Genomic DNA, 26070 nt, shown 5'->3' with positions numbered 1-26070 from the left:
GAAAGTCTCTACCAATCACTCAACGGGACGACGAAGGGATGCGCGGCAGGGGCCGCCGAACCCGGCTCCACAAGGACAGCCAGACGCGTCGGCACGCCGGGCAGCGAATCGATTCGGAAGAGGATGCGGCGGAGGCCCGGATTGGGCGCGTCGTAAGGGCGGCGCGGCTCCCCCACGTCCTCGACTTCGATCCCGGCCTCGAGGGGCGCCAGGACGCGCAGACGGAGCGTCTTCCCTCCTTCCTCCAGCAGCACGCCGGAGGTTTCGATCGTCACCGCCGCCCGGGTCAGCCATTGCCAGGTGACCCTCATTCCGGAAAGGTCCGGCTTGATCGTCCACTCGTCTTGGATCATCACGCGGCGGTCGGCACGGAAAGCGATTCCCCGCCGCACCGAGGCCGCTTGCCCGTCATAAAGCGGGGTGAGATCGAGGATCGCATGGGGGCACCCTTCCGTGCCGAACCCCACGAAATCCGCCCTCCCGTCGATCCGCTGCCCCGCCCCCTCCTCGCCGAAGCGGAGGATCGAATGGGCCTCGGGGCCAAGCCGGAAGATCTTCCAGCGGTCCCCCTCCGGCGAGCCGTCCCAGAGGTTGACGCCGACGCTCTCCAGCGTGTCGTATTCCTGCATTCCGGGATCGACGGCCCAGCGGATTCCGTCGGCCTCCACGACCATGCTGCCGACGTCCATGTGGGCATGGGGATCGGAAGGAGAGCCCCCCTTGATGCCGACAAAGACCGCCTCGGGATCGTCCCAGGCCGAGCGGAAGACGGCCACCGGAACCTTACCCCGGCCAAGCCAGGCCAAGGGCCGAGCGGGAGCGTCCCCTTCTTCCGCCTCCGACGAGGGATCGTGCCAGAGGAGGGCCAGGGGGAAGAACCGGGCCTCCTCGAGGGCGATGCGGTCGCCCGCGTCATCCCGTTCGATCCGTTCGAGGAGCGCGTCGAGTCCGGCCACGTCGGCCCGGGCCAAGTCGCCCTGGCGGCGCTCCCGGGCGAACCAGAACAAGGGCGGCTGGAAGGGGCGCAGCTCCCGCGCGTCGGCGTAGTTGTAGAAAATCCCCGTCGGCGCCGTCATCTGGGCAAGGTAATCGGCGCTGGCGAGAAAGCCGGGAAATTTCTCCAGGTCGAAGGAACGCCCGAAGACGCTGCGAAGGAGATCGATCAGGACGACGTGGTAGGCCGTGCCGTAGCCCCAATAATTCGCCCCTTCGGCATAGACTCCCTCCGGCGCATAGGCCGCCTCGGCGACGGCGGGGAAGGCGGCGACGGCCCGCTCGATCACACGCCGCACCAAGGCCGGATCGATGTCATCGATGGCCAGCGCCCCGGCCGCGATGCCCGCGTGGCAGACCTGGGTCCAGTTGTTCGTCCCCCGCAGCCAGAAGCGGAAAAGCCCCGTCTCCTCCTCGGGGAAAGAAACGGCGATCCCCTTTTCGGCAATGGCCCGCTCCAATTCAGTCCGCTCTTCGGGCGTCAGGTAGTCATGAAGCCAATCGCGTCCGAGAGCCATGGCAAGGGTCATCTCGGCCGTGTCGAGGAAGTGGGACGGGTTCCAGTCGGCAAGGCGGGCCGCCGCGCGCAGCTCGACGATCGCCCGCTCCGCATAGGCCCGGGCGAACTCGGCTTCTTCCGTCAACCGCGCCGTGATCGCGAGGCAGAGCACGCGTCGAAGCACCAGCCGGGCCGGACCGAGAAGGCGATGCCCCTCCATTTTGAGCGCGACGGGAGGCTCCCCGACAATCCTCTGGGCCGCTCGAAGGACGACCGCGAAGAGCCGAGCGGAGAGGGCGTCCTCCCGTACCCGCCCCTTCAAGCCCCCCCAGCCCGCCGCATCGAGAATAAGTCGGGGATGGGATTTCCCGCCGCCCTCCTTGCCTTGCGGGATATCCGGAAAATCGGCTTGGTCGGCGGGATTCATCTATTGTTTATAGAATATCCTTCCCTTCAATACAACTCGAACATCATCCTCCTTCTGGTTCAGCAATCCCCCATAGAAAAGACCTCCCTCGCGAATGTCCCCTTTTATCGAAAAGCGGGCATTCGAAGCGTAGCTACAAAAGCGACTCGCACCTTTTGTGCAAACGTAATCGGCAGGAACAAGGCACCTGTTCTCGTACAATCTCTCTCGTGGTTACAGTCCAAGACCTCCACATTGTCGCGCGGGACACAAGTGGTTTTGACTTTCTCACTCAGGGCCCCGTCATGAAACGGCTTTCGGCGCACGTACATGGCATGGCTGACAAAGAGGTTCAGCTCGACACGTCGGCGAAACTGCAATTTATAGGAAATCCAAAAAGACTAACTAACGACCAAAGTAGCTTTGAAAGGAAGCGTCGTAGAGTTAATGATTTGAGATGTAATCTTCAGAAATCATCGCCGCACCATCGAAAACACAAAATTTATCATGAAGTTCCATTAACTTCTTCGGAGTCCATCGATCAGCGAGCTTAGCATTTGAGATTTGCAACATATCGAGAATCGTATGGTAATCATAAAGGGACAGACTCAGCTCGCCAAGACCTTGAACAGAACGGCTAGAAATGTATTCGGCCTCCTTTTTTGCATCATTTGAAAATCGCTCACGTGTAGAGATAATGATACCGTTTGGCACATCACGCGCGAGCAACGTACCTGCAACTTCACGAACAGTTGAAACGCTTTCCGCCCCCTTTCTTGTTTCGCGCCACTTAATCTGGATAATCGTTCGAATTTTATCGTTGGCCAAGATGTATGCATCGACACCACCATCCTTGCGTCCGCCTAACGCTTGCACTTCACAACCAAGATAGTCCTTCAATAGATCGACAACAAATTTCTCTGCTCGAAAGGGCGAAATTTGCGTCATTGCCTCCGGATAACGTCTTAAGTGGCTAACAAGATAGTCGGTTGATGCTTCATCAAGATCTAGAAGAGATTTGTATCGCCCTATCACACCACGCAGCGGCACCGAGTGAAGATGACTATTCCACTCACGAAATCCTCTTCCCCCCCAATACCCACAATCAGTGCAGAGCAGCAGAACCTCATCCTCAATATCTGATACCTGCGTCATCGCTTTTCTGCAGATCGCGCAAGTCTGGTACTGCGTTAAGCGATGGACTTCACGATTGGCACGTGTGTCGTCTATATAAAAATAACGCTTACCATTAGATCGACCTGACTCCTTAAAAATAGGATCACCAAGATTACGTGACCACACATCAGGATCATCCGCATCCAGCAACATTTGTTCGGTTCCTATATGAATCGGCCACCACTTATCGAAAAGTGCAATGCGTGGATTATCCATTATCTCTTCCTCTCTTTATAAACACGGTCGGTGAAGGATCACGCACAGAACACAGGCAGATTACACTCGGCAATAGATTTGGCTCATCCGAGAGTCGTTCGGATTATAGTCCGAGTGACGGGGCCCGCACTCTTCATCCAAGACCCGAATCGAAGTCATTTCGCTTAGAAGATACTGTTTCCAAGCCATGCCACGACCGCTCTTGCTATAACCCCGGACGAACCATGCAACCAATTCGACATGGTTTTTCTCATTCAGTCCTACCAAGTAGGGCTCTACTACCCTTTCTCCGTCCTTGTAGAAAAAACTAATCAGCTTTCGATCTCTGATTGCGCCACAGATAAGGGTTTGGCTCATTGCTTATAACTACGGATGTAGCCTCTAAAGAACAACCCCATTGTAGCTCAAACAATTCTCGTCCAAAACCCAAAGGCTTCGCACGCTGCTCCAAGCCCATCCCTTGCCCTCAGGTAGCCTCGCCGCTCCAAAGTCCTCTACGATGGGCATCGTAGGCTCAAGGAGGAGGCTTGAGCATCAGGGCAATGAGGGCGATATGCTGAAGCTTTGGATTTTCCCGCTATCGCGTTGAACGGCCAAGACCATCTTTCCTTTGCGAACAACAAAGCGCAGTTCATCGACCACCTTTTCGTGTTCATCGAGAATCTGAAGCCAACCGCCTCGCATTCTCCACGTGAAGACTGGACCAGCCACAGCATCACCCTTCGCCCAACGCTGGCGCTAACTACGCCGTCCTTCGCAAAGCGATACTCCTCCACGCCGATGGGATCGTCCAAAACCAATTGACGATCAATCAGCCAAGCGAGTCGCCCAATTCAGGGGACGGAGCAAACGCTTCCTGCTGACGCATAATCCGCTTTTGCTGCCACTCCATTCCTTTGACGTGATCCACGCAGATTGCGGCTAGAGAGACGAGAACAAGCCCTAGCGCACCAAAGCGAACCCACCCCTTGCAGCAAGCAATCGCAGGTAAGGGTTTGGCTCATTCTTAAGAGCTACGTGCAGTCGCATCAAAGGACAATCTATTTGTAGCTCGAAATAGCTCTCCGACTAATCCTACAGGCTGTACGATGCAAAAGCCTCTCCCCTTCCCTAGCCAGCCTCGCCTCTCAAAAGCCTCTACGATGGGCAGCGTAGGCCCAGGAAAGCCCCGTCCTCTTCCTCCAACGCATCTCTAATGAAATCCAGCCTTATCCAACCTATTCTGGCGATCCTCGCAGTCATAGCAACGTGTTTCGGCCTGGGAATGGGCCTTCGTCGCTTGTCTCCGCGAAGAAGGTGGTTGCTCACGTCGATTTTCTTCCTGCTAGTCGTCTCCAACTTCGCAGTGGAATTTAAGTATTACATCAGCACTTGGAAGGGGTACGGGATGAAAACAGTCCTCTCCCAAATACCCACGGCACTCTGCTACACGCTCGGCCCTTCCATCGTATTCTTTCTGTTCCCGTTCTTAGCTGGATGGCTGACGCTAGGATTGAAACGCTCTCCTAGCACTGAAAGACGATGGGTAAAGATCGTCCTAATCAGCGTTCTGTCAGTCCTCTCTCTGCGCTCACTCGCTGGCCTAATGATGCCGAGCGGAAACACCAACACGGTGACCCAATACGCACCCAATGGGCAGTCCTATGTTGAGTGGTTCGAACGAATCGATGAGGAAAGCAATTGGCAAATCCAATTCAAAACGACCACAAGGACCCAACCGATCTTCACTAGAAACACAGTCCACCGGCAATCGTTAGCGACATGGGACCCGACATCGACCTATTGCCTCCTCAGTGATGCCCCGGATAACGGAAACATCTATTTCTGGCTATTCACCTACGACACGGCTTCGAAACAGTGGCAGCAAACTTCGCTCGACCTGCTTTCCTCATTGGCAGCAGAACACAGCAAGTTGGACCCCGAGACCCGGCATCTCTTACGTCTGGGACTTTTGAAAATTCGATGGGTTTCACCAACCGTTGTTCAGATTTGGGTCACGACCAACGAGGGGACCTTTCTCTTGAGACTGGATGCAACCTCACCCGATCACATTCCTACGGTAGAGAAGCTTTCCCAGGCTCAACTCGACATCAAGTGACCGAAGGGCTCTCGAATGAGCTTTGCGTCCCCCTCTCTGTACTCGGAGGACACCTTGAGGACACTTCCCTCCCTACTTAGCCTCCGTTTCGTCGAAACGGGTTACGTCAGATCGCCTGGACGGATAGGCTCGCCTCAAGAAAGCGCCTCTCAGAGCAGCGTAGGAGCCTTTAGAAAGCTTAGATAGCTTCCTCCGAGCAGCTTTTGAGGAAGCACCTAACCCTCGCTGACTTGACACGCCTCGCCAGTCATGACGACAAGTTATGACTCAAACGATCCCAGACATCGCCTCGGGAAATACTACATCAACCTCAACTCGATCCAGCGCGGTCTGTTCGAAACAGATTATGTCCACGCATACTGGTTCTCGCAGACTCGCAATGGGGTACGGCGACCCAACAGAAGACCCTGGCGTATGGAAACTTGGCTGCCAGTTGCAGCGCTGCAACTCCCCCAAAAGCGGAGGACACCTTGAGGACACTTCCAGCCCTACGTGCTATGCCACTTCGCTAGTCCCAGCCAGCTAGCTATTCCCCGTAGACGATAGGCGACAATATCTTCGGAGTTGAAAGAGAGAACAGGTTCGACGCCAGTATGACCACCAACAAGCATCCCCAAAGTTGCTCCGGAACCATCGATAACGACGCCCCTAATAATCGCACCATCCCGGCATTTGAGATCCAAAATAGCGAATTTGCCCTTTAAGGGCTTTTTCAGGTTGATCCGCATACTCAAATCTCTCTCTTTGGATTAACCGTCAAGATACAGAGAGCAAGAGCTACGTCATAGCCCAAAAGCGGAGGACACCTTGAGGACACTTCCTTCCCTACCTAGCCTCGTTTTCGGCAAAACCAGCCTTCGAACGACTTACCCTACCTCAGCAAACGAAAAGCCCCCGGAACCTTGTTTTAAGAGGCTCCGAGGGCGTTTTAAACCGTCGAAATTGGTTGCGGGGCTAGGATTTGAACCTAGGACCTTCAGGTTATGAGCCTGACGAGCTACCGGGCTGCTCCACCCCGCGATCAGAAGAGTGGTTAGTGTGCGGATCGGGGTTGCGGTTGGCAACTAAAAAGAGAAAAAGAAAACGCCGTGGCCGATGGGGATCGGACACGGCGTGGGGAGAAGTCTCGCTTGCTGCTTAGGCGAGGGCCGCGAGCTTATCGAGGAGGGACTTCTTGGAGAGGCTGCCGACGTGGGCTTCCTTCTGCTGGCCGTCCTTGAAGAAGAAGAGGGTGGGGATGGACTGGATGCCGTATTTGGCGGCAAGGGCGCCTTCCTTGTCGACGTCGACTTTGAGGACCTTGAGCTTGCCGCCCTGTTCGGTGGCGACGTCGTCGAGGAGGGGGGCAATGGCCTTGCAGGGGCCGCACCATTGCGCCCAGAAATCGACGAGGACGATCTGATTGCCGCTCTGGATTTCGGCGTCGAAATCGGAGGCGGTCACGTTTTTAACATATTCGCTGGCCATGGGAGGGGGGGGTGTTGAGGGGGGGTTAGAACTGAACGATGTTCAGGTACAGTAATGCAAGACCACCGGTCGTCAATACGCTGACGACGAAAGCGGCCACGGCCAGGATGAGGGTTCCTTTCCCTTCGGACTCGACTTCGACTACTTCGACGGGGGCGGGAGCCGGAGCGGAAGAGGGGCGCGGGGCGGCGGGGGCCTGGACTCCGGGGCCTCCCGCACCGGGCGGGCGGGCGGGGGCGGAAACGCCGGGGGCGCCGGGAGGCTTGCCCGGAGCGCCGGGCTTGATGGCGGCGGGAGCGGCACCGGGGACGCCGGGGGGCTTGCCAGCTCCGGGTTTGATGGCGGCGGGGGCTGCGCCGGGAACGCCGCCGGGACGGGGGGGAACGGGAATGGCGGCGGTGGCCTGGACGCCACCTGCGGCGGCGGCAGGAGCAGGAGCGGCGGGGACGCCGGGCTTCGGCGGGAGGGGGGCTCCGGGAGCGCCCGGGGGCTTCAGGCCGCCGCTAGGAGCGACCGGAGGGCCGGGGGGGCGAGGTGCCGTCGGCATGCCGGGCACGGGGGGACGCGGAGGGCCACCGGCGGCAACGGGGGGCGCGGGAGGCTGGGGAGCGCCGGGGGGCTTCGGAAGGGAGGGTGCGACGACGACGGCAACGGGAGCCGTGGGGGCGGGAGCGCCGCTCTCCTCGTCATCGGCCGGAATGGGAGGCATGCCGGGAGGCAGGCCCGCGCCGACAGCGGGAGCCACAACGACCGCGACGGGAGCAGTGACAACGGGGACGGGCACGGCCGCAGTTCCGGCACGGGGCGGGATCGGGATGGGGGCGGTGCTGGCCCGAGGCGGAATGGGGATGGGAGCCGTGGGGGCGGGACCTTTGGCCGAGGGAGCCAAAGGGGCCAAGGCCGGCGCGGGTGGCGGCGGGAGGGAGCCCGGGAGGGGAGCCTTGCCGAGGGCCGGGGGCGGGGGAACGGGAGGGGGGACGATGCCGCCGGGGAGCGGGGGCTTCGGAAGGCCGCCGACCGGAGGTGGGGTGATGGGGGACGGGGCGACAGGCGGCTTGGCCATCGGCTTGGCCGAGGCCGGGGGAACGGGGGGCGGCGGCGCGATGGGAGAGGGAACTTTGGGAATGCCGGAGGCGGAAGGTGTCGGCGGCTTCGGTGGAACAGGGAAATCAGCCATAGGAAAGGAGGGAAGAGTAATCTAAACGCTATCCCAATAAAAGCTATAATGGCAACGGTATTTTTCTTATAAGTACGTGAAAAGAAGGTATAACCGACGACGTGGAAACGCCTCCCCTTCCCCTGTCCTTGCCCATTTGGACGTTGATTCCTTTCGCCCTCCTGCTGGGGGCGATTGCGTTGGGGCCGCTTTTGCACCGGGAGGGATGGGAACGGCATTATCCGAAGGTGGCCGTTTTGCTGGGGGCGGCAACGGCCTCGTATTTTCTGCTCTGGCTCCATCGGCCAGGGCCGCTGCTTCACGCGGTGGGAGAGTATGCGGGATTCATGGCGTTGATTGCCTCGCTCTTCGTGATTGCCGGGGGCATCCACGTGACGGTTCCCGAAGGCGGGGGGACGCCGGGGCGGAATACGGCGTTTCTGGCGCTGGGAGCGGTGCTGGCGAATTTCTTCGGAACGACGGGGGCGGCGGTGTTGCTGATCCGTCCTTGGCTGAGGATGAATGAGGGGTCGGTCACGCCGAGGCACGTGGTCTTCTTCATTTTCCTGGTCGGCAATGTGGGCGGATGCCTGACGCCGATGGGCGATCCGCCGTTGTTCCTCGGCTTTTTGAAGGGGGTGCCGTTCTTCTGGCCTTTGCTTCATTTGTGGAAGGGCTGGCTGATGGCGACCGGACTGCTGCTCGCCGTTTTCTATGTATTGGAACGCCGGGCGCGGGGAAGGAGGACAGAGCCGCTCCCGACGAGGCAAAGGCGGGGGTCGATCGCGATTCACGGGAAGATCAATGTCCTCTTCCTCGGCTTCGCCGTGGGGGCGCTCTTCCTCCCCTCCCCTTGGCGGGAGGCGGTGCTGGTGGCGATGGCAGCGGCTTCGTTCTTCGCGACGCCGGCCCATGTCCATCGGGCCAATGCGTTCTCCTTGGCCCCGTTGCGGGAAGTGGCGTGGCTTTTCGCGGGAATCTTCATCACGATGGCACCGGCCCTGGAGATCCTCCCCGCCCATGCGCCCGCGCTCGGCCTGACGACGCCGCAGGCGTTTTATTGGATGACGGGGATGCTGTCGGCGATCCTCGACAATGCGCCGACCTATGTGACGTTCCTGGCGGCCTCGATCGGCCTCCATGGCGGAGGGGGGCCGACGCCGGACGCGGTGTTGGCGGAAACGTCTCGCCACGGAATCTTCGTCGTCGCGATCTCGCTGGGGGCCGTTTTCTTCGGGGCGATGACCTACATCGGCAATGGGCCGAATTTCATGATCAAGGCGGTGGCCGAGGAGGCGGGGGTGACGATGCCGGGGTTCTTCGGCTATCTCTTCCGCTACGCCGTTCCGATCCTGTTGCCGATCCTCTTCGTGGTGGCCTGGGCGGTCCTTTGAAGGCAACGACGGCGCATCACCAATAAAAAAGCCGACCCGTTGCCGGGTCGGCTTTTCTGTCCGCTTTCTTCTAGGTCGAACTAAGAGCTGAGCTTAGAACTTCCAGAGGAGGTCGGCCTGAACGATGTCGACCTGGCCCTGGTTGAAGAACGTGCTGGCACCGTAGTTGGCGCTCGGCGTCGCGTTGATCGTGCCCGCGCCGCGGGAGTCGGCGATCGGGTTGCTGTGGTACCACGTACCCTGGACCTGCACGGCGTCGGTCAGGTTATACCCGGCCGAGACCACGAAGCCCTGCTGATTCGCACCGCCACCGGCCCAATTCGAATCGGTGAGATTCGTCGTGTAGGAAGCGGCTTCGATCCAGCGCCATTCACCCTTGAGGGACCAATCACCCTTGGCCTTGTTCTGGCCGATCTGGTAACCCGCGTTCCAGAAGGTGTTGTTGCCATGGAGGGGAGTCGGACCGGCGCCGCCGTTGCTGGCGTACATTTCGGCCAGACGGCTGTTCCCGGCGAGGTTCGCACCGTAGGTGCCGAAGATCTGCTGGGGGAGCTTCTTGCCGAAGAGGCCGAAGACGTCGCTCTTCCAGTTGAACTCGGCAGGGAGCGCGATGACCCGCAGGTTACCCTGCGAGGGGATCGAGCCCGCACCGCTGGTCGAGCCACCTTCCGCAACGCCGGTGGCGTTGTTGGTCGCCGCGAGCTGCGAGGCGCCGGCCGATTCCTGGAGGTAGAGCGGGGCGATACGAACGTTCGAGCCCTTCAGGATGCCCGTGGAGAAGGCATACTTGCCTTCGAACTGGGCGATGAAGAGGCCGCCGTCGCCGCCGTCGACGCTGGTGTTGTGGATCGGGCCGTTGGGGGCCGTGGACTGCTCGTTCGTCGTCAGGTAGCCCGCGCCGCGCAGGGCGAAGCTGAGGCCGTCGATGCCGACGTTGTCGAACGTGAACTCCTGGGTCAGGCCTTCGGGGTTGAGGTCGCCGAAGAAGAACGCGTCGCTGAGGAGGACGGTCTTCGGGGCGCGACCGATGATGGTCGTGCTGCCGATGGTGAGGCCAGGATCGTGGATGGTCTTGAAGCTCTTCCCGTCCGGAACGGTGCTGGTCGAGTCGAAGACTTCAAACTTCGTCTTGTAGGTCAGGTAGAGCTGTCCGACGGCGATCGGATCGCCGGTGCCGTTCTTCGACCAGTAGTTACCCCAGTCGCTGTTGGCCGAGTCGTTCTGGGAGCCGGTCTCGAGGCGAACCGTGGCCGACCAATGGGAATCGTAGGTGTAGTTGGCACCGACCCGGAGGCGGTAACGGTAGCGATCGTTGACAGTGTCGACGATGGCACCCGCCGGAGCGCCGGAGCGCGGCGTCTGGACATCCTGCCACTGGTAGCGCAGGCGGGCGTCGCCGAAGAGCTGCAGGTTCTTGACGAAACCGCTGATCTGGAGCTTGCCGGCGCTCGTGCTGTTGTATTCCTTCACGAGGTTGACACGGATGTCTTCCGCCTCGTTGTCGCTCAGCACACCCTTTTTGACGAGGGCGTCGAGCAACGGGCCGCTATCCTGCGCCATCGCGCTCGCGCTCAGGGCGGCAACCCCGAAGGCAAGAGCCAGGCTCTTAAATGCATTCTTCACTTTGTTTTTCTCCTTTTTGAGAGCGAACGTTCGATGCCGGACCCGGCACCAATCCATCTTGCGCAGCGAGCCCCCCGATTTCCTGAATCGGACTCGCTCCGGCTCTCTCTTGTTTTGTTTATTCCTGTTTTCGCCTAATATCTAGGTGGAATCAGGTTACTCCTGCTCGCATTGCCGCATTCCCCTGCCAGCGGTGTTGGACATCCCCTTCACTTTCTTGAATAAGCAAATATTCTTCGTTCCGCCATTGAATTGTAACATTTGCCAATGAAATGTTTCAATAGGGACGATCACCTAGGCTCATTCATCGAAAGGAAGATGCATTAAAAACGCCATCTAATGCAAGCATAATCTATAGATTTTATATAATGATTGGAGTTCTTGCCGCCTCGGCAGGGAACGATTACAACAGCGCCCCGGCTCAGTCGCTTGGAACGAGGAAATCTCGGGATTCGAGGCCGATTGCCGACGGGGGTGTAGCTCAATGGTTAGAGCAGGCGGCTCATAATCGCTTGGTTCACGGTTCGAGTCCGTGCACCCCTATGGAATTTTCCGCCCGGGCAGGGCGTCAGGTCGCCGCCAACATCATTTCCCGGGCCAGGCGGTCGATCTCTTCCAGGTTCGCCTCGGTGCGGAGGATGTACTGGTTCTGCTCGTCGGGGAAGTGATTCACGTAGTCGTGGAAGACGCCGCGATAGGCGTTCTCCAGGACCGGCATGGCGTAGTGGATGTAGAATCCACGGCTGCCCCGGAAGAGGTCGCCCAGGGTCGGGAACATCGGCTTGGTGCCGTTGTGGCGCGCCGCTTCGAAGAACTCGTCGAAGAGCCCGTGAAGCCGCTGCGGATAGGAGGGGGCGGCCATCTGGCCGAGCAGGTCGGCGGTGCCGAGGGCGCCGCCGAAGTAACGCTCGATCAGGTCGCGATAGGGAAGGGCGGCGAAATCAACATTCACCGCGGTCCACTGGATCATCCGCTGGACGCTCTCGATCCCCTCGTCGTCGAGGTTCATTTCCTTGAGCAGCGGCCCGGCCATCTGCGCTCCCCGAGCGACGTGGATCGAGGTGAACTTCGCCCCGGTCCCCTCCCCGTCTCCCCGCTCCTTCAGGTAGCCGATGTCGTGGAAGAGGGCGGCCGTCACGGCATGGCGGAAGTCGGCGGCCCGCAGGGACCACGGGTTCGGATCGCGGAGGCTCCCGTCGATCAGGCGGACCAGCGCGACGGAGACTTCGCACGTGTGCTGGAAATCATGGTAGACCGTGTCGCAGGCCTGATAGCTGGCATGCTTGCCCTCGAACAGGGCGGAGACACGGGTAAAGAGGGTCTCGATCCACGCGGTGTCATCCAACGGGAAGTGTGCCTTGAAAAGGCCCCGCATGATCTGGAGCGTTTCCGCCGGAGTTGGCTCAAACGTAACGATCGCATGAGGCTACATCGATTCTTCCGCAAGACAAGTAAGAAGACCGTCGCAAACGATACAAAGACAGTTAAAGGGGAAACCCGTTCCGCGTCCCGTCCTTCCCCGCTCTCTCAAATCAAGGGACCAAAAGGGTATCGCGGGGCGGCCCCGAGGTGTCGAGGGCGGGATAATCGGTATTGTAGTGGAGCCCGCGGCTCTCCTTCCGGGCCAGGGCGCTGTCAACGATCAGGGAGGCGACCAGCACCAGGTTTCTCAACTCCAGAAGGTCGGCCGTCACCTTGTAATTCCAGAAATATTCCCGGACCTCCTCGGATAGATTCCGGAGCCGGGTCCCGGCCCGCTGGAGCCGCTTCGTCGTCCGGACGATCGCGACGTAGTCCCACATGAGCTGCCGGATCTCGCGCCAGTTGTGGGTGACGACGATCAGCTCGTCGGGATCGGAGGCCGATCCGCTCTCCCACACCGGCAGGGTGCCGCCCCACACCGGCAGGGGATCGGCCTTGATCGCCCCGGCCGCCCGATGGGAGACGACGAGGGCTTCGAGGAGGGAGTTGCTCGCCAGCCGGTTCGCGCCATGGAGGCCGGTGCAGGCGACCTCGCCTGCCACCCAGAGGCCGGGGAGCGAGGTCCGGCCGTCGAGGTCGGAAACGACGCCGCCGCATTGGTAGTGGGCGGCGGGAACGACGGGGATCGGTTCCTTCGTGATGTCGATGCCGAGAGAGAGGCACTTCTCGTAGATGTTCGGGAAATGGTCGCGGACGAAGTCGGCCCCCTTGTGGGAGATGTCGAGGTAGACGCAGGGGGAACCGCTCCGCTTCATCTCGGCATCGATGGCGCGGGCGACGACGTCGCGGGGAGCCAGCTCGGCGCGGGGATGGACTCCCTCCATGAAGCGGTGGCCCTTTGCGTCGAGGAGGACGCCGCCTTCGCCGCGCACCGCCTCGGTGATGAGGAAGTTCCGCTCCTTCGGATGATGAAGGCAGGTGGGGTGGAACTGGATGAATTCCATGTTCGCCACCGGCACCCCGGCCCGGTAGGCCATCGCCACCCCGTCGCCGGTCGCGATGTCGGGGTTGGTGGTGTAGAGGTAGACCTTTCCGCAGCCGCCCGTGGCCAGGAAGATGTGCCGGGAGCCGAAGGTGACGACCCGGCCCTTCTCGTTGTCGAGGGCGTAGACGCCGACGCACCGGTTCCCGCCCGAGGCGAAGCCGAGCTTCTTCGTCGTGATGAAATCGATCGCCGTGTAGTTCTCGAAGACCGTGATGCGGGGCGAATTCTCGACGGCCTCGAGCAGCGCCCGCTCGATCTCCCTCCCCGTCACGTCCTTCGCATGGAGGATGCGCCGCTTCGAGTGCCCCCCCTCCTTGCCGAGGTCGAGTTCCCCGTTCGTCCCGTTCCGCCGCTCGGTGAACTGGACGCCGAGAGCGATCAGTTCCCGCACCCGTTCCGGCCCTTCCTCGACGATCTGCCGGACGATCTCCTCCCGGCAAAGGCCCGCCCCGGCCTCGAGGGTGTCCTGAATGTGGAGGCCGAAGGAATCCTCCTCCGAGGTCACGCAGGCGATCCCCCCCTGGGCATAGTTCGTGTTCGAGTCGGCGGAACCTTTCTTTGTGATGACGGCGACGGTGCCGAACTCGGCCGCCTTCAGCGCAAAGGTGAGCCCGGCAATGCCGCTGCCGAGGACGAGGGAATCGAATTGTTGGGTCATGAAAGGATAAGGAAACCTAAGCCACCTCGACGGCCTCGCAGACCTCGCGCCAACCGGGGAAGTTCCACGTGTTGGGGAAGCCCGAACATTGGAGGGGCTTCACCGACTGGAGGACGCAGTGGTTCACCCCTTCGAGGAAAACGCACGAGCCGTCGGGGCGGGACTTCAACGTCAGGTTGCTCCGGTCGGGCATCAGGTCGGTCTGCTCCGCTATGAACGTCGCCGTCTCGATGCCGAGGAAGGAGGCGATGGCCTCGACCTCCCGTTCCGTCACCCGGACAGAGCCCGGCCAGCGGCAGCAATTGCCGCAACGCTGGCACTGGTAGTAGGGAGGCTTCATTTCGAGGGTTCCAGCGTAGGGGCGCCGCGCCAAGAAATCCAGCTTCCATGACCCCGTTTTGGCACTAAGATCTCGGGATGTCCTTTTTCTCCGAGAATCTTCCGAAAGTGCAGGCCCGGATCGAGGCGGCTCTCCGCCGCTCGAACCGTCCGCCCGGTTCGGTGACCCTCATCGCCGTCACGAAGACCCACACCCCCGACGTCGTCCGGGAAGCCCTCGCGGCGGGCCTCGACCAGATCGGCGAGAACAAGGTCCAGGAAGCCCGCGCGAAGAAGCCCGAGGCGGGGGACCGCGGCGTCTGGCACCTCATCGGCCACCTCCAGCACAACAAGGTGAAGTACGTCCCGCCGCTCTTCGACTGGGTCCACTCGATCGATTCCCTCGGCCTCGCCCGCGACCTCAGCGACCGGGCGCGGGAAGACGGCCGACGCCTGAAGATCCTCCTCCAGATCAATCCCGCCGGGGAGTCGACGAAGTTCGGCGTCCCGCCCGACCAGGCCTCGGCCCTCGCCGAGCAGCTGAACAAGCTGCCGAACCTCGAGCTGCGCGGCGTGATGATGCTCGCCCCCTACTACCTCGAGGTCGAGCGGACGCGCCCCCTCTTCGCCCAGCTCCGCGAGACGCGGGACCGGGTCGAGAAGGAGACCGGCCTCGCCCTTCCCGAGCTCTCCATGGGGATGAGCCACGACTTCGAGGTCGCCATCGAGGAAGGGGCGACGATCATCCGCCTCGGCACCGTCCTCTTCGGCCCTCGCGTCCGGGCGGCGAAGGCCACCCATGATGAAGGGGCGGAGTAAATCCGGATGGGGGGCGGTCCTGCTCCTCCTCCTGCTCCCCTCCCTCCTCTTTGCGGGCGACGAGGGGGTCGCCGCCACCCTCCTCTGGACCAAGGGCCAGGAGAAACAGAAACTCTTCCTCTCCTGGAACGGGGAGACCCTGCGGATCGAGCAACCCGAGAAGCGCTTCACCGTCCTCTACCGGGAACGGGACGGCCTCGTCACCGGCCTCGAGGGCCGCGACGGGGTCTATTGGAAATTCGAGTGGCCGAAGCTCTCCATCCTTCTCAAGGAACGGAAGGCCGCCGCCGCCCGCTACGCCACGACGAGCAACGGCTACCTCGGCGGCGGTTCCGACGCCAGCCGCCCCGCGGACGCGCCGCCGCCCAAACCGGTTCCCCTCTGGCACTACCGGGCCGACGCGGAGAACCCGGCGAACGAACACCACCGGACCGATCTCCCCTTCTTCCTCGAGACCCCCCTCCCCTCGGTGGGGAACGAGGAACGGAACACGCTCCTCCTCGTCGCCCGCTGCGCCCCGAAGGAAATCCCGCCGCTCACCGCCCTTTGGGTCCGCTTCAGCCAGGCTGCCGAGATCATCCGCACCATCGCCGTCCGGGAACTCAGCCCCTCGGGTCTCGCCGATCCCATCGCCAGCCTCGCCGCCCGCCAGACGACCCCGCTCGAATTCCGGGTCGAATTCCATCAGGCCGTCTCGGAATCGATCGCCCTCGTCGCCCACTCGTGGAAGACCGGCCTCGCCCTCGAACCCGGGCGGTTCAGCGCGCCGAAGAATTACCGGGAGACGACCCTGACGCCGCTCGAAGACCTCCTCGGGACCACCCCTTCCGAGACGCCTTCCGCGCCCCAACCGAAGATGGAAATCGGGCCGGTCCAGTCGGAAAGCAGCCCATAAAAAAAGCCCCGCAGCGATGCGGGGCTTTTTTTGAATGAGGAACGACTAGCGTTGCTCGATCGGGACGACTTTCTTCGTACCTTCGTGGCCGATGTACTCGCTCTGGGGGCGGAAGAGGCGGTTGTCGGCCAGCTGCTCCAGCACGTGGCCGGTCCACCCGGCGGCGCGGGAGATGGCGAAGATCGGCGTGAAGAGGTCGGTCGGGATGCCGAGGCTGTAATAGACCGTGGCGGAATAGAAATCGACGTTCGCGTTGAGATGCTTCCGGTCGAGCATGATCTTGGCGATCCGCTCGCTCATCTCGATCCACTTCGGCTCGCCTAGCTCCTGGGTCAGGCGGATCGCCATCGCCTTGAGGTGGGGGGCGCGGGGGTCAAGGGTCTTGTAGACGCGGTGGCCGATCCCCATGATCTTCTGCTTCTGCGCGATCTTGTCCTCGACCCAGGCATCGACGCGGTCGACGCCGCCGATTTCCTGGAGCATGTGGATGACGCCCTCATTGGCGCCGCCGTGGAGCGGCCCCTTGAGGGTGCCGATCGCCGAGGTGATCGCCGAGTAGATGTCGGAAAGGGTCGAGACCGTGACGCGGGCGCTGAACGTCGAGGCGTTGAAGCCGTGGTCGGCGTGGAGGACGTAGGCGATGTCGAGGGTCTTCACCGCCTCGGGGCCCGCTTCCTTGCCGTTGATCAGGTAGAGGAAGTGGGCGGCCTCGCCGAGATCCTTCCGCACGGGCGGCAGGCTGAGGCCCTGCCGGATGCGGTGGTAGTAGGCGGCGATGACGCCGATCTTCGCAAGGATCGAGATGGCGCGCTGGCGGTTGAGTTCCATCGCGTCGACCGCGCCGCGGTCGTCGTAGATGCCGAGGGCCGAGACCGCCGTGCGGATCACGTCCATCGGGCTTGCCGTCTTCGGAAGGGTCTTGAGGTACTCGACGAGACCGGCGGGAAGCTCCCGCTCGGCGGCGAGCTTTTCCTTGAACTCCTTCAGCTGGATGACCGTCGGAAGGCGATCGTACCAGAGCAGGTAGGTGACCTCCTCGAAGGTCACTCCACCGGCCATGATTTCATCAATATTGTAACCGGCGTAGATCAGGACCCCTTCTTCCCCTCTCACGTCGCTCAACCGGGTTTCGGCTGCGACGATTCCTTCCAGACCGCGGGACACAAGAGCCATATCGATTCTCCAGAGATTACGTTGATCCTATTTCTTCAGCAGGGCGACGAGGGTCTTGCCCATGTCGGAGGGGACGGGGGAGACGGCGATGCCGGCGTCCTTGAGCGCCGCGATCTTCGCCTCGGCCGTGCCCTTGCCGCCGGAGATGATCGCACCGGCGTGGCCCATGCGGCGTCCGGGAGGCGCGCTGGCCCCGGCGATGAAGGCCGCGACGGGCTTCTTCACGTTGTGCTTGATGTATTCGGCGGCCTCTTCCTCGGCGGTACCGCCGATTTCGCCGATCATGATGATCGCCTCGGTGTCGGGGTCCTCGTTGAAGAGCTTGATCGCGTCGGTGTGGGAGGTGCCGTTGATCGGGTCGCCGCCGATCCCGATGCAGGTGCTCTGGCCGTAGCCGAGGCTGGTGGTCTGCCAGACGGCCTCGTAGGTCAGGGTGCCGCTGCGGGAGACGATGCCGATCTTGCCGGGCTTGTGGATGTAGCCGGGCATGATGCCGATCTTGCACGCGCCGGGGGTGATGATGCCAGGGCAGTTCGGCCCGATGAGGCGCTGGCCGGGGCGCTTGGCCAGGGCGGCCTTGACGCGCATCATGTCGACGACGGGGATCCCTTCGGTGATGCAGACGACGAGCTCGATGCCGGCGTCGAGGGACTCCAGGATCGCGTCGGCGGCTCCGGGGGCGGGAACGAAGATCATCGAGGCGTTGGCCCCGGTCTTCTCACGGGCTTCCTTCGCCGTGTCGTAGACGGGGACGGTGCCCTCGAACGTCTCGCCGCCGCGGCCGGGGGTGACCCCGGCGACGACGTTGGTGCCGTATTCCATCGCTCCGCGAGCGTGGAAGCCGCCCTGTTTACCGGTGATCCCCTGAACAAGGAGACGCGTGTTCTTGCCGACGAGTACTGCCATAAACTTAGTCTGTTTGCTGGTGTTGTGTGTGATCGCTTATCGCTTACTTGCCCTTGGCGGCGGCCACGGCGAGCTGGGCCGCTTCGGTCAGGTCGCTGGCGGCCTGGATGGGGAGATTCGATTCCTTGAGGAGCTTCTTGCCGGCCTCGACGTTGGTGCCTTCGAGGCGAACGACGAGGGGGACCGGGAGGTTCACCGCCTTGACGGCGTTGATGATGCCCTGGGCGATGACGTCGCACTTCATGATGCCGCCGAAGATGTTGACCAGGATGGCCTTCACGTTCTTGTCGGCGACGAGGATCTTGAAGGCCTCGGTGACCTGCTGCTCGGTCGCGCCACCCCCGACGTCGAGGAAGTTGGCCGGTTCTCCGCCGAAATACTGGATGATGTCCATCGTCGCCATCGCGAGGCCCGCGCCGTTGACGAGGCAGGCGATGTTGCCGTCGAGGCCGACGTAGTTCAGGTTGAACTTCGAGGCTTCGACTTCGCGGGGGTCTTCCTCCTCGACGTCGCGGTAGGCCTGGATGTCGGGGTGGCGGAAGAGGGCGTTGTCGTCGAAGTTGAACTTCGCGTCGAGCGCCAGGACCTCGCCCTCGGGGGTCTCGATGAGGGGGTTGATCTCCAGCAGGGAGCAGTCGCTCTGGAGGAAGAGGTTGTAGAGGGCGTGGAAGACCGAACAGGCCGCCTTGGCGGCCGGTCCCTTAAATTCAAGGATCTGGGCGAGCTTCCGGGCCTGGAAGGGCTGGAGGCCGAGGAGGGGGTCGACGACTTCGTTGAAGAGGAGTTCCGGGGTGTGCTCGGCGACTTCCTCGATGTTCATGCCGCCCTTCGTGCTGACGATGATGACGGGGCCGCTGGTGGCGCGGTCCATGACGATGGCGAAGTAGAGTTCGCGCTTGATTTCCTTCGACTCGGCGATGAGGACCTTGCGGACGAGGCGACCGGCCTCGCCGGTCTGGACGGTGACGAGGGTCTCGCCAATCATCTTCCCAGCGACTTCGCCGGCTTCCTTCGCCGACTTGACGAGGTGGACGCCACCCTTGTAGCCGTTCTTGAAGGTCCCCTTGCCGCGGCCGCCCGCGTGGATCTGGGCCTTGACGACGAGGTTCGAGCCGCCGATGGCGGCGGCGGCCGCTTCGGCCTCCGCTGCGGTGGAGGCTACTTTACCCTTCGGCGTCGCGACGCCGAACTTTTCCATCAACTCTTTGGCTTGGTACTCGTGAATATTCATGGGGAAATGAGCGGATAAGCACCCTGTCAGATGCCCTTGGATGCGTCAAAGGAAAAGGGGCGGGAAATGCGGGAAAGCGTCATAACCCCTTATGCGGCCTTCGTTTCCGGCTTCGGGGCGGTTTCGTTCTTCATATAGACCGTCGAGGTCGGGAAGGCCATTTCGAGCTTCTCTTCGTCAAACCGTTGCTTGATCGCGAGGTTGATGTCGCTGACGAGGTCGGCCCCCTCCGCGCCGGTCTTGTAATCGCCGAGAAAAGTGATGCTGAGGTCGAGGCTGCTGGGGCCGAATCCCTTGAAGCGGACCACCTTCGCCTCGCTCTTCGGGTGGGCGTCGAGGATCTCCCGGAGGACGGCCATGGCCCGTTCCATATCGGCCCGGCTGTGGGAATAGACTAGGCCGATCTCGATCGTCGTCAGGACCTTTCCCTTCTGCGTGTGATTGTGGATCTGCTGGTCGACGAAGGCCTTGTTCGGCAGGGTGATCCGTTCCCCGGTCAACGAGGTGATCTGGACGCTCCGCATCCCGACGCGGGTGACGAAGCCGTCGTAGTTCTGGAAGGAGATCCGGTCCCCCTCGTGGAAGAGGCGGTCGACCATGATCTCGAAGGAGCCGATGATGTTCTCGATCGTGCTCTTCGAGGCGAGGGCGAACCCGGCCCCGAGGAAGCTGGCCCCCGTCAGGAGCGGCAGGATGCGGTCCTTCGGGAGGATCATGAGGACCCCCATGAGGACGACGAGCACCTTGCCGAGGCCGCCGATCATCTTCGCCCACTGCTCGTCGAGGGTCTTCTCGTCCCCGGCCCACCGGCGGCGGAGGACCTCGGTGACGATATCCATGCAGCGGAAGGCGAAGACGAAACCGGCCACGAGGTAGATCACCGGGGCCAGGTCGTCGAGGCGCTTCTGGGCCGAGCGGGGAAGGCCCGAGAGCTGCTCCAGACCGAGGACGAAGAAATAGGAACAAATGAAGATCCAGAGCGGCGCCGTCATCGCCCGGGCGATCCGGTCCCCGAGAACGGGGTCCTTCTTGCCGACCCAGGACCGGAGCCGGTTCCCGAGGATCCGACGCAGGACGATCGAGAAGACCACCCCGGCGACGAGGCAGAGCGCGAAGATCACGACCTCCTCGATGCTGAAGTGATTGTTGTACCAGTTGATCAGGTCGGCGATGATCGTCTGCACGTCGCCGGTCATCGTATGGGGGCGATGGGCGTGGGGAGCGAAGACGGAGGCGGCGGAGGAAGCCGAGGTCGAGGCGGCGGAATCAACGGCGGACGAGGCGGAGGCGGAATCGGGCATAGGGTCTTGCCCGTTGTTTTTAGCCGCTTTTCCTCACCGGCACAAGGATCGCATCCCGCATCCCGTGGACGAGCTTCTTGTCGGCCGGGCAGAAGGTGACCAAGGCCCCGCCGAGCGTCGGGTAATCCCCTCCCCCCGCCGTGACGAAGTAATAGGGACAGACCCGCGCGCGCCCCTTCATCGGGACGATCTCGCCCTTTTCGTCCTCGTAGGTGTGCTCTAGCAGGGTTCCCTTCGCGAAACGCTGAAGGATGTAGGGATGTTCCCCGAAACCGGCCAACGCCTCGTCGAGCCGCTTCTGCCATTCCCCCGCCGCGAGGTCGGAGCCGACGTGGACGCCGCGCGAGCCCCAGGCCTGCGGAGAGAAGCCCGAAATCTTCAGCACCAGATCGCGCTCCTTCTGGCTGAAGGAGGCCATCTCCCCCCAGTTCTGGATGTCGAGGCCGGGGAGGACGCCGTGGACGGGGAGCGGCGTCGGATCGACGAGCCACGTGTAGGGGACGATCTCCTTCAACATCTTGACCCCCTTATCTCCCAGTTCCCGCCGCCAGAAAGGAAGGAGAGGACGGAGCCAGAAAAGGGCGAGCCAGAGCTTTTCCTCCAGGTAAGGCTTGATCGGCGGGGTCAGCTTTCCCGCCTGGGCGTCGGGATCGTAGCTCTCCCGGATCGTCGGCAGGTTGGGCCAGTCGAAGCTCTCGAAGAAACGGTAGACGGGTCGCTCGGGAGAGAGTCGGTAGCCTTCCGCCGCCTTGACCCGCTCCGGGCCGACGAGGAACTCGAACTCGGGCCGGTAGGTCGCCGCCTCCTCGGAGATCACCACGTCGCCCTCGGGAAAGATCGAGGCGAAACCCTTCCGCATCCCGTCGGGACCGCCGAGCACGTCGTCGCCGAGCGCGGCGTAGCTCTCGCCCAGCCACGCCGTCAGGCCGAGGCCGCCGGGGATCGTATCGACCTCGAAGAGGCCGAAGCCCTCCTCGGTCACGATCAGGTCGGGCCGGATCACGGCGGGAAGTTCCTGGGCGATCCCCTCGGCCCGGGAAAGGGCGACCAGCTCGGGGGGCTTGCCCCGGTCGAGGAGGTCGGCGATCCAGGCCGGTTGCTTCCCCCGGACGCTCTGGCGGTAGAGGAGGTTGCACGCCTTCGCGAAGAGGTGGAGGACGTGGCCGAGCTTCTCCAGCTTATCCAGGTGCTTCGGGGAAAGCGGAAAGGCCTCGGGGGCGACGCGCCACTCCTTCTCGGCAAAGAGACCGCCGGAAGGAATTTTACCGCGGATGGCGGCGACGCGTTCGGAGGGAGTCATCGTTAGGAAAGAGGGAAATCGGGAATACGAGCATACCTTCTGCCGTCCCGATTGCAAATAGCACGATTAGCAAAGCACGATTGGCAAATGAACTTCCCAAACCGGCCCGCCCTCCGTACTCTGATCCGATGCGTGGCGGACTAAGCAGCGGAAACGAAGCGGGCAGCGGCGGGCAGTACCTCATCATCGGCGTCCCCGGAGCCGAACTCGACGCCGAGACCCGCCACGCCATCGAGGAAATCCAACCCGGCGGCTTCATCCTCTTCGGGCGGAACATCAAGAGCCCCGTCCAGCTCCGCACCCTCATCGACGACCTCCGCGCCTCCGTCCGTCACGAGCCCGTCATCACCATCGACCAGGAAGGGGGCCGCGTCTCCCGCCTGAAGGAAATCGGGAGCGAGCCCCCCAGCGCCGTCCAGTTGCGGAATAAAGGCGACCTCGCCCTCATCACCGAGCACGGCCGCCTCACGGGCCGCCTCCTTCGCCTCTTCGGCTTCAACCTCGACCTCTGTCCCGTCCTCGACGTCTCCTTCGACGACGACGCCGACAACTCCCTCAAGAACCGGACCTACGGCCGCGACCCCGAGGAAGTCATCCGCTGCGCCGGGGCTTTCAACAAGGCCCTCCGCGCCGAGGGGATCCTCTCCTGCGGCAAGCACTTCCCCGGCTACTCCGCCGCCGCCGTCGACCCCCACCACGACCTCCCCGAGATCCCCCGCACCCGCGCCGAACTCGAGGCGTGCGAGTGGGTCCCCTACCGCCGGATGCAGGCCGAATTGGACTCCCTCATGATCGGCCACGTCCGCAACCGCCACCTCGACCCGACCGGCATCGCCTCCTCGCTCTCGCAGCCGATGGTCGGCGGGATCATCCGCAACGATTGGGCCTACGACGGCCTCGTCATGACCGACGACATGGACATGGGCGCGATCCTCAACGAATACGGCTTCGACGAAGCCATGCGCCGTTCCATCGAGGCCGGGAACGACATGATCCTCCTCTGCCACCGGGTCGAGATGGCGCGGCAGGCGGCGGCGGTCCTGGCAAAGCTCCCCGCCGAGGTCACCGCCGCGACCCGCGCCCGCCTGGCCCGCCTCCGCGCGCGGCTGAAGCAGGAAGCCGCTCCCCACCCCTTCTCCATCGAGGCCCATACGAAACTCGACGCCGAGGTCTACGCCCTCCGCGAAGCCGTCCTCGGCATCGACGGAGCCAAAGCCCGCTCCGCCGACGACGGAAAACGCTCCCCGGTCGAGACTTATTGAGCCTATTGAAATTCGGAAAACGATGACCCGCATTCGAGACCCGCACTGGGCCGCGCGCCCTTGGCCTCTCTTCGGAATCGCTCTCTTCCTCCACGTCACCCTCGTCTTCGCTCTCGGCCATTACCGCCACCCGGTCCTGTGGGAGAACGGGGGCATCGCCGACCACCTCGTCGCCGGGAAGGGATTTTCAATCGGCTTCTCCCTGCCGGACGAACCGACGAGCTGGCAATCCCCCGGTTATCCCTACCTCCTCGCAGGCCTCTGGACGTGGCTCGGGAAAGGCCCTGCGGCCCACCTTCTCCTGAGCCTAGTCCAGGCCGGAGCTGCTGCCAGCATGGTCTTTCCCCTCGGATGGCTGGCCAAGCGTTGGTTCGGAATCGAGACCGCCGTCGCCGCCCGCTGGATCGCCTGTCTAATGCCGCTCTATCTGTGGTATCCCACGCGCATCCATCAGACCGCCTTTGTGATGGCGTTCCAACCGTGGCTCCTCCAGGCATGGCTGATGCTGAAAGAGCGTCCCTCTTCCGCACGGGCGACAGCGGCAGGACTCGGCACCGGCCTGGCGGGCCTTTTCCAACCCCTCATCCTCATTCTCTTCGGCCTCCTTGCCCTCGGCATCGCCGCCGGAGCTGTTTGCCGCCGGGAAGCCCGCCGAACGGCCTTCGTCATTCTGGCCGGACTTCTCGTTCTCCTTGCCATCGTTCCCTGGACGGTCCGCAACTACGAAGCCCATCACCGCCTCGTTCTCATCAAGGATTCCTTTGGAAAAGAGTTCTGGATGGGGAACAATCCCCACGCCACCGGCACCGCCTTCGTCGAAGGCGGCGGAGAGGAAGTGACGAATGCCTTTCCCCCGAAGGCCTTTGTCCTGCGCGGTAAGGTGTCCGAGATCGAGCTCATGGATGCGATGGGCCGGGAAGGACTCGACTATTGCCGAGCCGAACCGAAGGCCTTCATCGAACGGACCCTGAAAAAGATCGGCTGGTTCTGGACCCTCACCCCGAAGCGCTATGAGCGAAGCAGCCTGGGAGGCGAGGCATTGACCTTCCGCTGGGTCCTGGCGGCCTATTGGTTCGCCATCCTGGCTTTCACCCTCGTGGCAGCCCTCTTCGTTCGGCCCTGGCCTCGGGAGTACACCGCGATCCTCCTCCTCTACTTCGTCCTCCACTCGATCCTTTACGGGCTGATCCACGTCGGCCTGGCACGATACCGGGGGGAAATCGAGTTCATCTTCCTCCCCGCCGTCGCGGCGGGATTGTTCGCGTGCGTGCGGCGCTTCCTACCGGCTTCGGGATCGGCCCCTATGCCGTCAGCACCAGCGGATCGAACGAGCCGTTGAGGATCGGGGCGCTCGGCGTCTGGAGCCAGCCTTCGAGGAGCCCGGCGTAGACGGAGCGGAAGTCGACCGTGTGGACGAGGTCGCCGTGGTCGAGCTTGGCCGGATCGAGCGACGGATAGGTTCCCGCCAGCCCGCCCTTCACCTTGCCGCCAATCAGGAACTGCGGGCAGGCGACGCCATGGTCGGTCCCCTGGCTGCCGTTCTCGTTCACCCGGCGGCCGAATTCGCTGAAGGTCATGATCGTCACCCGGTCGAAGTTCCCCTGCGCCTTCAGATCGGCGCAGAAGGCGGCGAGGGAATCGCCGAGGTCCTGCAGGAGCCGCGCCTGGGAATTGACCTGGTTCGTGTGGGTGTCGTAGCCGCCCTGCGAGGCGAAGTAGACCCGCGTGGTGAGGCCGCCGCCGATGAGGCGGGAGACCAGCTTGAGATCGTTCGCCAGGCCCGAATTGGGATAGGTGGCGAGGTTCTTCCCGTTCTTCGCGATGGCCTGGATCTTGTCGGAACTGGCCTGGGCGTCGAGGGCGGTCCGCTCGATGAAGTTGAGCGGGGAGATCGGGGCCGCTCCCTTCTGCGCCCCGGAACCGATGCTCCCGATGCTCCCGCCGGAGGCGTCGTGCCCTTCGTCGACGACCGCCGCCGTGCTCTTGTTCAGCTCGCGGTAGATCCCCTCGGTCTCGTCGGCGGCCCCCTCCATGCCGCCGCCGGGCATGAAGCGGAAGGAGCCGGGATTCTTCAGCGTCACCCCCCGGGGCTTCGGGGCCCAGAAAGCCTGGGGCGTCTCCCCGGCGATGGCAACGCCGACCGTCGGATCGGAGCCGGGACAGGCGTTGTCGAAGTAGCGGCCGAGCCAGCCGTATTTCTCGCTGCTCTCGGAGTCGCTCGCCGTCTCGAGGATCTCGGTCGCGCGGAAGTGGGAGCGGTTCGGGTTCGGATAACCGACGCCCTGGACGATCGAGAGATGGCCCTCGTCGAAGAGTCCCTTGAAGCCGGTCAGCGACGGATTGAGGGCGATCGTATCGTCGAGCTTGATCACCTTGTCGGCGGGGAGGCCGATCGTCGGGCGGGCCTTGTAGTAGAAATCGTTCGAGTAAGGGACGACGGTGTTCAACCCGTCGTTCCCCCCGGCGAGCTGGAGGATGACGAGGATCGAGGAGTCCTTCCCCGTCGCCACCTGGACGCTGCTGTCGGCGGCGTTCAGATGAAGCGTGCTGAAGGTCTCGGCCAAGAACGTCGGGACCGTCCACGTCATCGCCGCTCCGAGGAGGGTGCTGCGCAGGAAATTCCGGCGCGTGTGGAGGCAGATTTCACCGCAGGACGATCGGTTCCAGTTCGAGTTCATGTGTGGTTCCCTGTTGCTATCGGTTGACCGCTCC

General features: G+C 62.6%; 21 protein-coding genes and 2 tRNA genes. 8 read left to right on the top strand and 15 right to left on the bottom strand.

Features of this window, described 5'->3' with window-relative positions:
• Positions 1-8 precede the first annotated feature (8 nt).
• On the bottom strand, positions 9-1919 hold the full coding sequence (locus BLU04_RS10080; RefSeq protein ID WP_093285405.1) for a heparinase II/III family protein: 1911 nt from the start codon (positions 1917-1919) through the stop codon (positions 9-11).
• 423 nt (positions 1920-2342) lie between these two features.
• Positions 2343-3290: a restriction endonuclease gene (locus BLU04_RS10075; RefSeq protein ID WP_093285402.1), complete on the bottom strand. Its 948-nt coding sequence runs from the start codon at positions 3288-3290 to the stop codon at positions 2343-2345.
• 585 nt (positions 3291-3875) lie between these two features.
• Between BLU04_RS10075 and BLU04_RS16500 the strand changes: the two genes are divergently transcribed.
• Both BLU04_RS16500 and BLU04_RS10070 read left to right on the top strand, forming a co-directional pair.
• Positions 3876-4094 (top strand): hypothetical protein, encoded by a 219-nt coding sequence (locus BLU04_RS16500; RefSeq protein ID WP_157895272.1) that lies wholly within the window; start codon positions 3876-3878, stop codon positions 4092-4094.
• 391 nt (positions 4095-4485) lie between these two features.
• A complete protein-coding gene (locus tag BLU04_RS10070) occupies positions 4486-5388 on the top strand; it encodes a hypothetical protein (protein WP_093285399.1) in 903 nt (300 codons plus the stop codon).
• Between the two features lie 943 nt (positions 5389-6331).
• On the opposite strand, the gene BLU04_RS10065 is transcribed toward BLU04_RS10070, so the two are convergent.
• The 3 genes from BLU04_RS10065 to BLU04_RS16490 all read right to left on the bottom strand — a co-directional run bounded on the left by BLU04_RS10065 (position 6332) and on the right by BLU04_RS16490 (position 8032).
• Positions 6332-6408 (bottom strand) — tRNA-Met (locus tag BLU04_RS10065).
• Between the two features lie 117 nt (positions 6409-6525).
• On the bottom strand, positions 6526-6855 hold the full coding sequence (gene trxA / locus BLU04_RS10060; RefSeq protein ID WP_093285397.1) for a thioredoxin: 330 nt from the start codon (positions 6853-6855) through the stop codon (positions 6526-6528).
• A gap of 25 nt (positions 6856-6880) precedes the next feature.
• The gene (locus tag BLU04_RS16490) at positions 6881-8032 is read right to left on the bottom strand and encodes a hypothetical protein (protein WP_157895269.1); all 1152 of its coding nucleotides are present in this window, start codon (positions 8030-8032) and stop codon (positions 6881-6883) included.
• Positions 8033-8133: 101 nt separating this feature from the next.
• Between BLU04_RS16490 and BLU04_RS10050 the strand changes: the two genes are divergently transcribed.
• Complete coding sequence (locus tag BLU04_RS10050; RefSeq protein ID WP_173862565.1) at positions 8134-9405, top strand: sodium:proton antiporter; 1272 nt, start codon at positions 8134-8136, stop codon at positions 9403-9405.
• A gap of 93 nt (positions 9406-9498) precedes the next feature.
• Here the strand turns inward: BLU04_RS10050 and BLU04_RS10045 are convergent, their stop codons facing one another.
• Entirely contained in the window at positions 9499-11028 is a 1530-nt protein-coding gene (locus BLU04_RS10045; RefSeq protein WP_157895268.1) for a putative porin, read from the bottom strand.
• A gap of 470 nt (positions 11029-11498) precedes the next feature.
• Here BLU04_RS10045 and BLU04_RS10040 point away from each other — a divergent pair.
• Positions 11499-11571, top strand: a tRNA-Ile gene (locus tag BLU04_RS10040).
• Between the two features lie 25 nt (positions 11572-11596).
• Here the strand turns inward: BLU04_RS10040 and BLU04_RS10035 are convergent.
• From BLU04_RS10035 to BLU04_RS10025, 3 genes are all read right to left on the bottom strand, one after another.
• A complete protein-coding gene (locus tag BLU04_RS10035) occupies positions 11597-12403 on the bottom strand; it encodes a hypothetical protein (RefSeq protein WP_093285387.1) in 807 nt (268 codons plus the stop codon).
• A gap of 157 nt (positions 12404-12560) precedes the next feature.
• Positions 12561-14153, bottom strand: a complete 1593-nt coding sequence (nadB, locus tag BLU04_RS10030) for an L-aspartate oxidase (protein WP_093285385.1) — start codon at positions 14151-14153, stop codon at positions 12561-12563.
• A gap of 16 nt (positions 14154-14169) precedes the next feature.
• Positions 14170-14493 carry a YkgJ family cysteine cluster protein gene (locus BLU04_RS10025; protein WP_093285382.1) on the bottom strand — a complete coding sequence of 108 codons (324 nt, stop codon included), beginning with the start codon at positions 14491-14493 and terminating at the stop codon, positions 14170-14172.
• A gap of 77 nt (positions 14494-14570) precedes the next feature.
• Between BLU04_RS10025 and BLU04_RS10020 the strand changes: the two genes are divergently transcribed.
• Together BLU04_RS10020 and BLU04_RS10015 are read left to right on the top strand one after the other, a co-directional pair.
• Positions 14571-15290 (top strand): YggS family pyridoxal phosphate-dependent enzyme, encoded by a 720-nt coding sequence (locus BLU04_RS10020; protein WP_093285380.1) that lies wholly within the window; start codon positions 14571-14573, stop codon positions 15288-15290.
• On the top strand, positions 15271-16185 hold the full coding sequence (locus BLU04_RS10015) for a hypothetical protein (protein ID WP_093285377.1): 915 nt from the start codon (positions 15271-15273) through the stop codon (positions 16183-16185). The genes BLU04_RS10020 and BLU04_RS10015 overlap by 20 nt, the downstream gene beginning before the upstream one ends.
• A 45-nt stretch (positions 16186-16230) precedes the next feature.
• On the opposite strand, the gene BLU04_RS10010 is transcribed toward BLU04_RS10015, so the two are convergent.
• The 5 genes from BLU04_RS10010 to BLU04_RS09990 form a co-directional block, all read right to left on the bottom strand.
• Positions 16231-17358: a citrate/2-methylcitrate synthase gene (locus tag BLU04_RS10010; RefSeq protein WP_093285374.1), complete on the bottom strand. Its 1128-nt coding sequence runs from the start codon at positions 17356-17358 to the stop codon at positions 16231-16233.
• 27 nt (positions 17359-17385) lie between these two features.
• Complete coding sequence (gene sucD / locus BLU04_RS10005) at positions 17386-18264, bottom strand: succinate--CoA ligase subunit alpha (RefSeq protein ID WP_093285372.1); 879 nt, start codon at positions 18262-18264, stop codon at positions 17386-17388.
• 43 nt (positions 18265-18307) lie between these two features.
• Complete coding sequence (gene sucC, locus BLU04_RS10000) at positions 18308-19495, bottom strand: ADP-forming succinate--CoA ligase subunit beta (protein ID WP_093285369.1); 1188 nt, start codon at positions 19493-19495, stop codon at positions 18308-18310.
• A gap of 89 nt (positions 19496-19584) precedes the next feature.
• Positions 19585-20796, bottom strand: coding sequence for a mechanosensitive ion channel domain-containing protein (locus BLU04_RS09995; protein ID WP_093285366.1), 1212 nt, complete (start codon positions 20794-20796; stop codon positions 19585-19587).
• A gap of 19 nt (positions 20797-20815) precedes the next feature.
• Positions 20816-22096 (bottom strand): hypothetical protein, encoded by a 1281-nt coding sequence (locus BLU04_RS09990; RefSeq protein ID WP_093285363.1) that lies wholly within the window; start codon positions 22094-22096, stop codon positions 20816-20818.
• Positions 22097-22224: 128 nt separating this feature from the next.
• On the opposite strand from BLU04_RS09990, the gene BLU04_RS09985 reads away from it, so the two are divergent.
• Together BLU04_RS09985 and BLU04_RS09980 are read left to right on the top strand one after the other, a co-directional pair.
• Positions 22225-23358 (top strand): glycoside hydrolase family 3 N-terminal domain-containing protein, encoded by a 1134-nt coding sequence (locus BLU04_RS09985; protein ID WP_093285360.1) that lies wholly within the window; start codon positions 22225-22227, stop codon positions 23356-23358.
• Between the two features lie 22 nt (positions 23359-23380).
• Positions 23381-24697, top strand: coding sequence for a hypothetical protein (locus tag BLU04_RS09980; protein WP_093285357.1), 1317 nt, complete (start codon positions 23381-23383; stop codon positions 24695-24697).
• On the opposite strand, the gene BLU04_RS09975 is transcribed toward BLU04_RS09980, so the two are convergent.
• Positions 24660-26036: a DUF1501 domain-containing protein gene (locus BLU04_RS09975; protein ID WP_093285354.1), complete on the bottom strand. Its 1377-nt coding sequence runs from the start codon at positions 26034-26036 to the stop codon at positions 24660-24662. The genes BLU04_RS09980 and BLU04_RS09975 overlap by 38 nt on opposite strands.
• Positions 26037-26070 lie beyond the last annotated feature (34 nt).

Origin of the sequence: Verrucomicrobium sp. GAS474 (genome assembly GCF_900105685.1) — a bacterium.
Lineage (GTDB): Bacteria > Verrucomicrobiota > Verrucomicrobiia > Methylacidiphilales > GAS474 > GAS474.
Note: the sequence above shows the minus strand (reverse complement) of the source record. Positions and strands in the feature narration are given on the sequence as shown.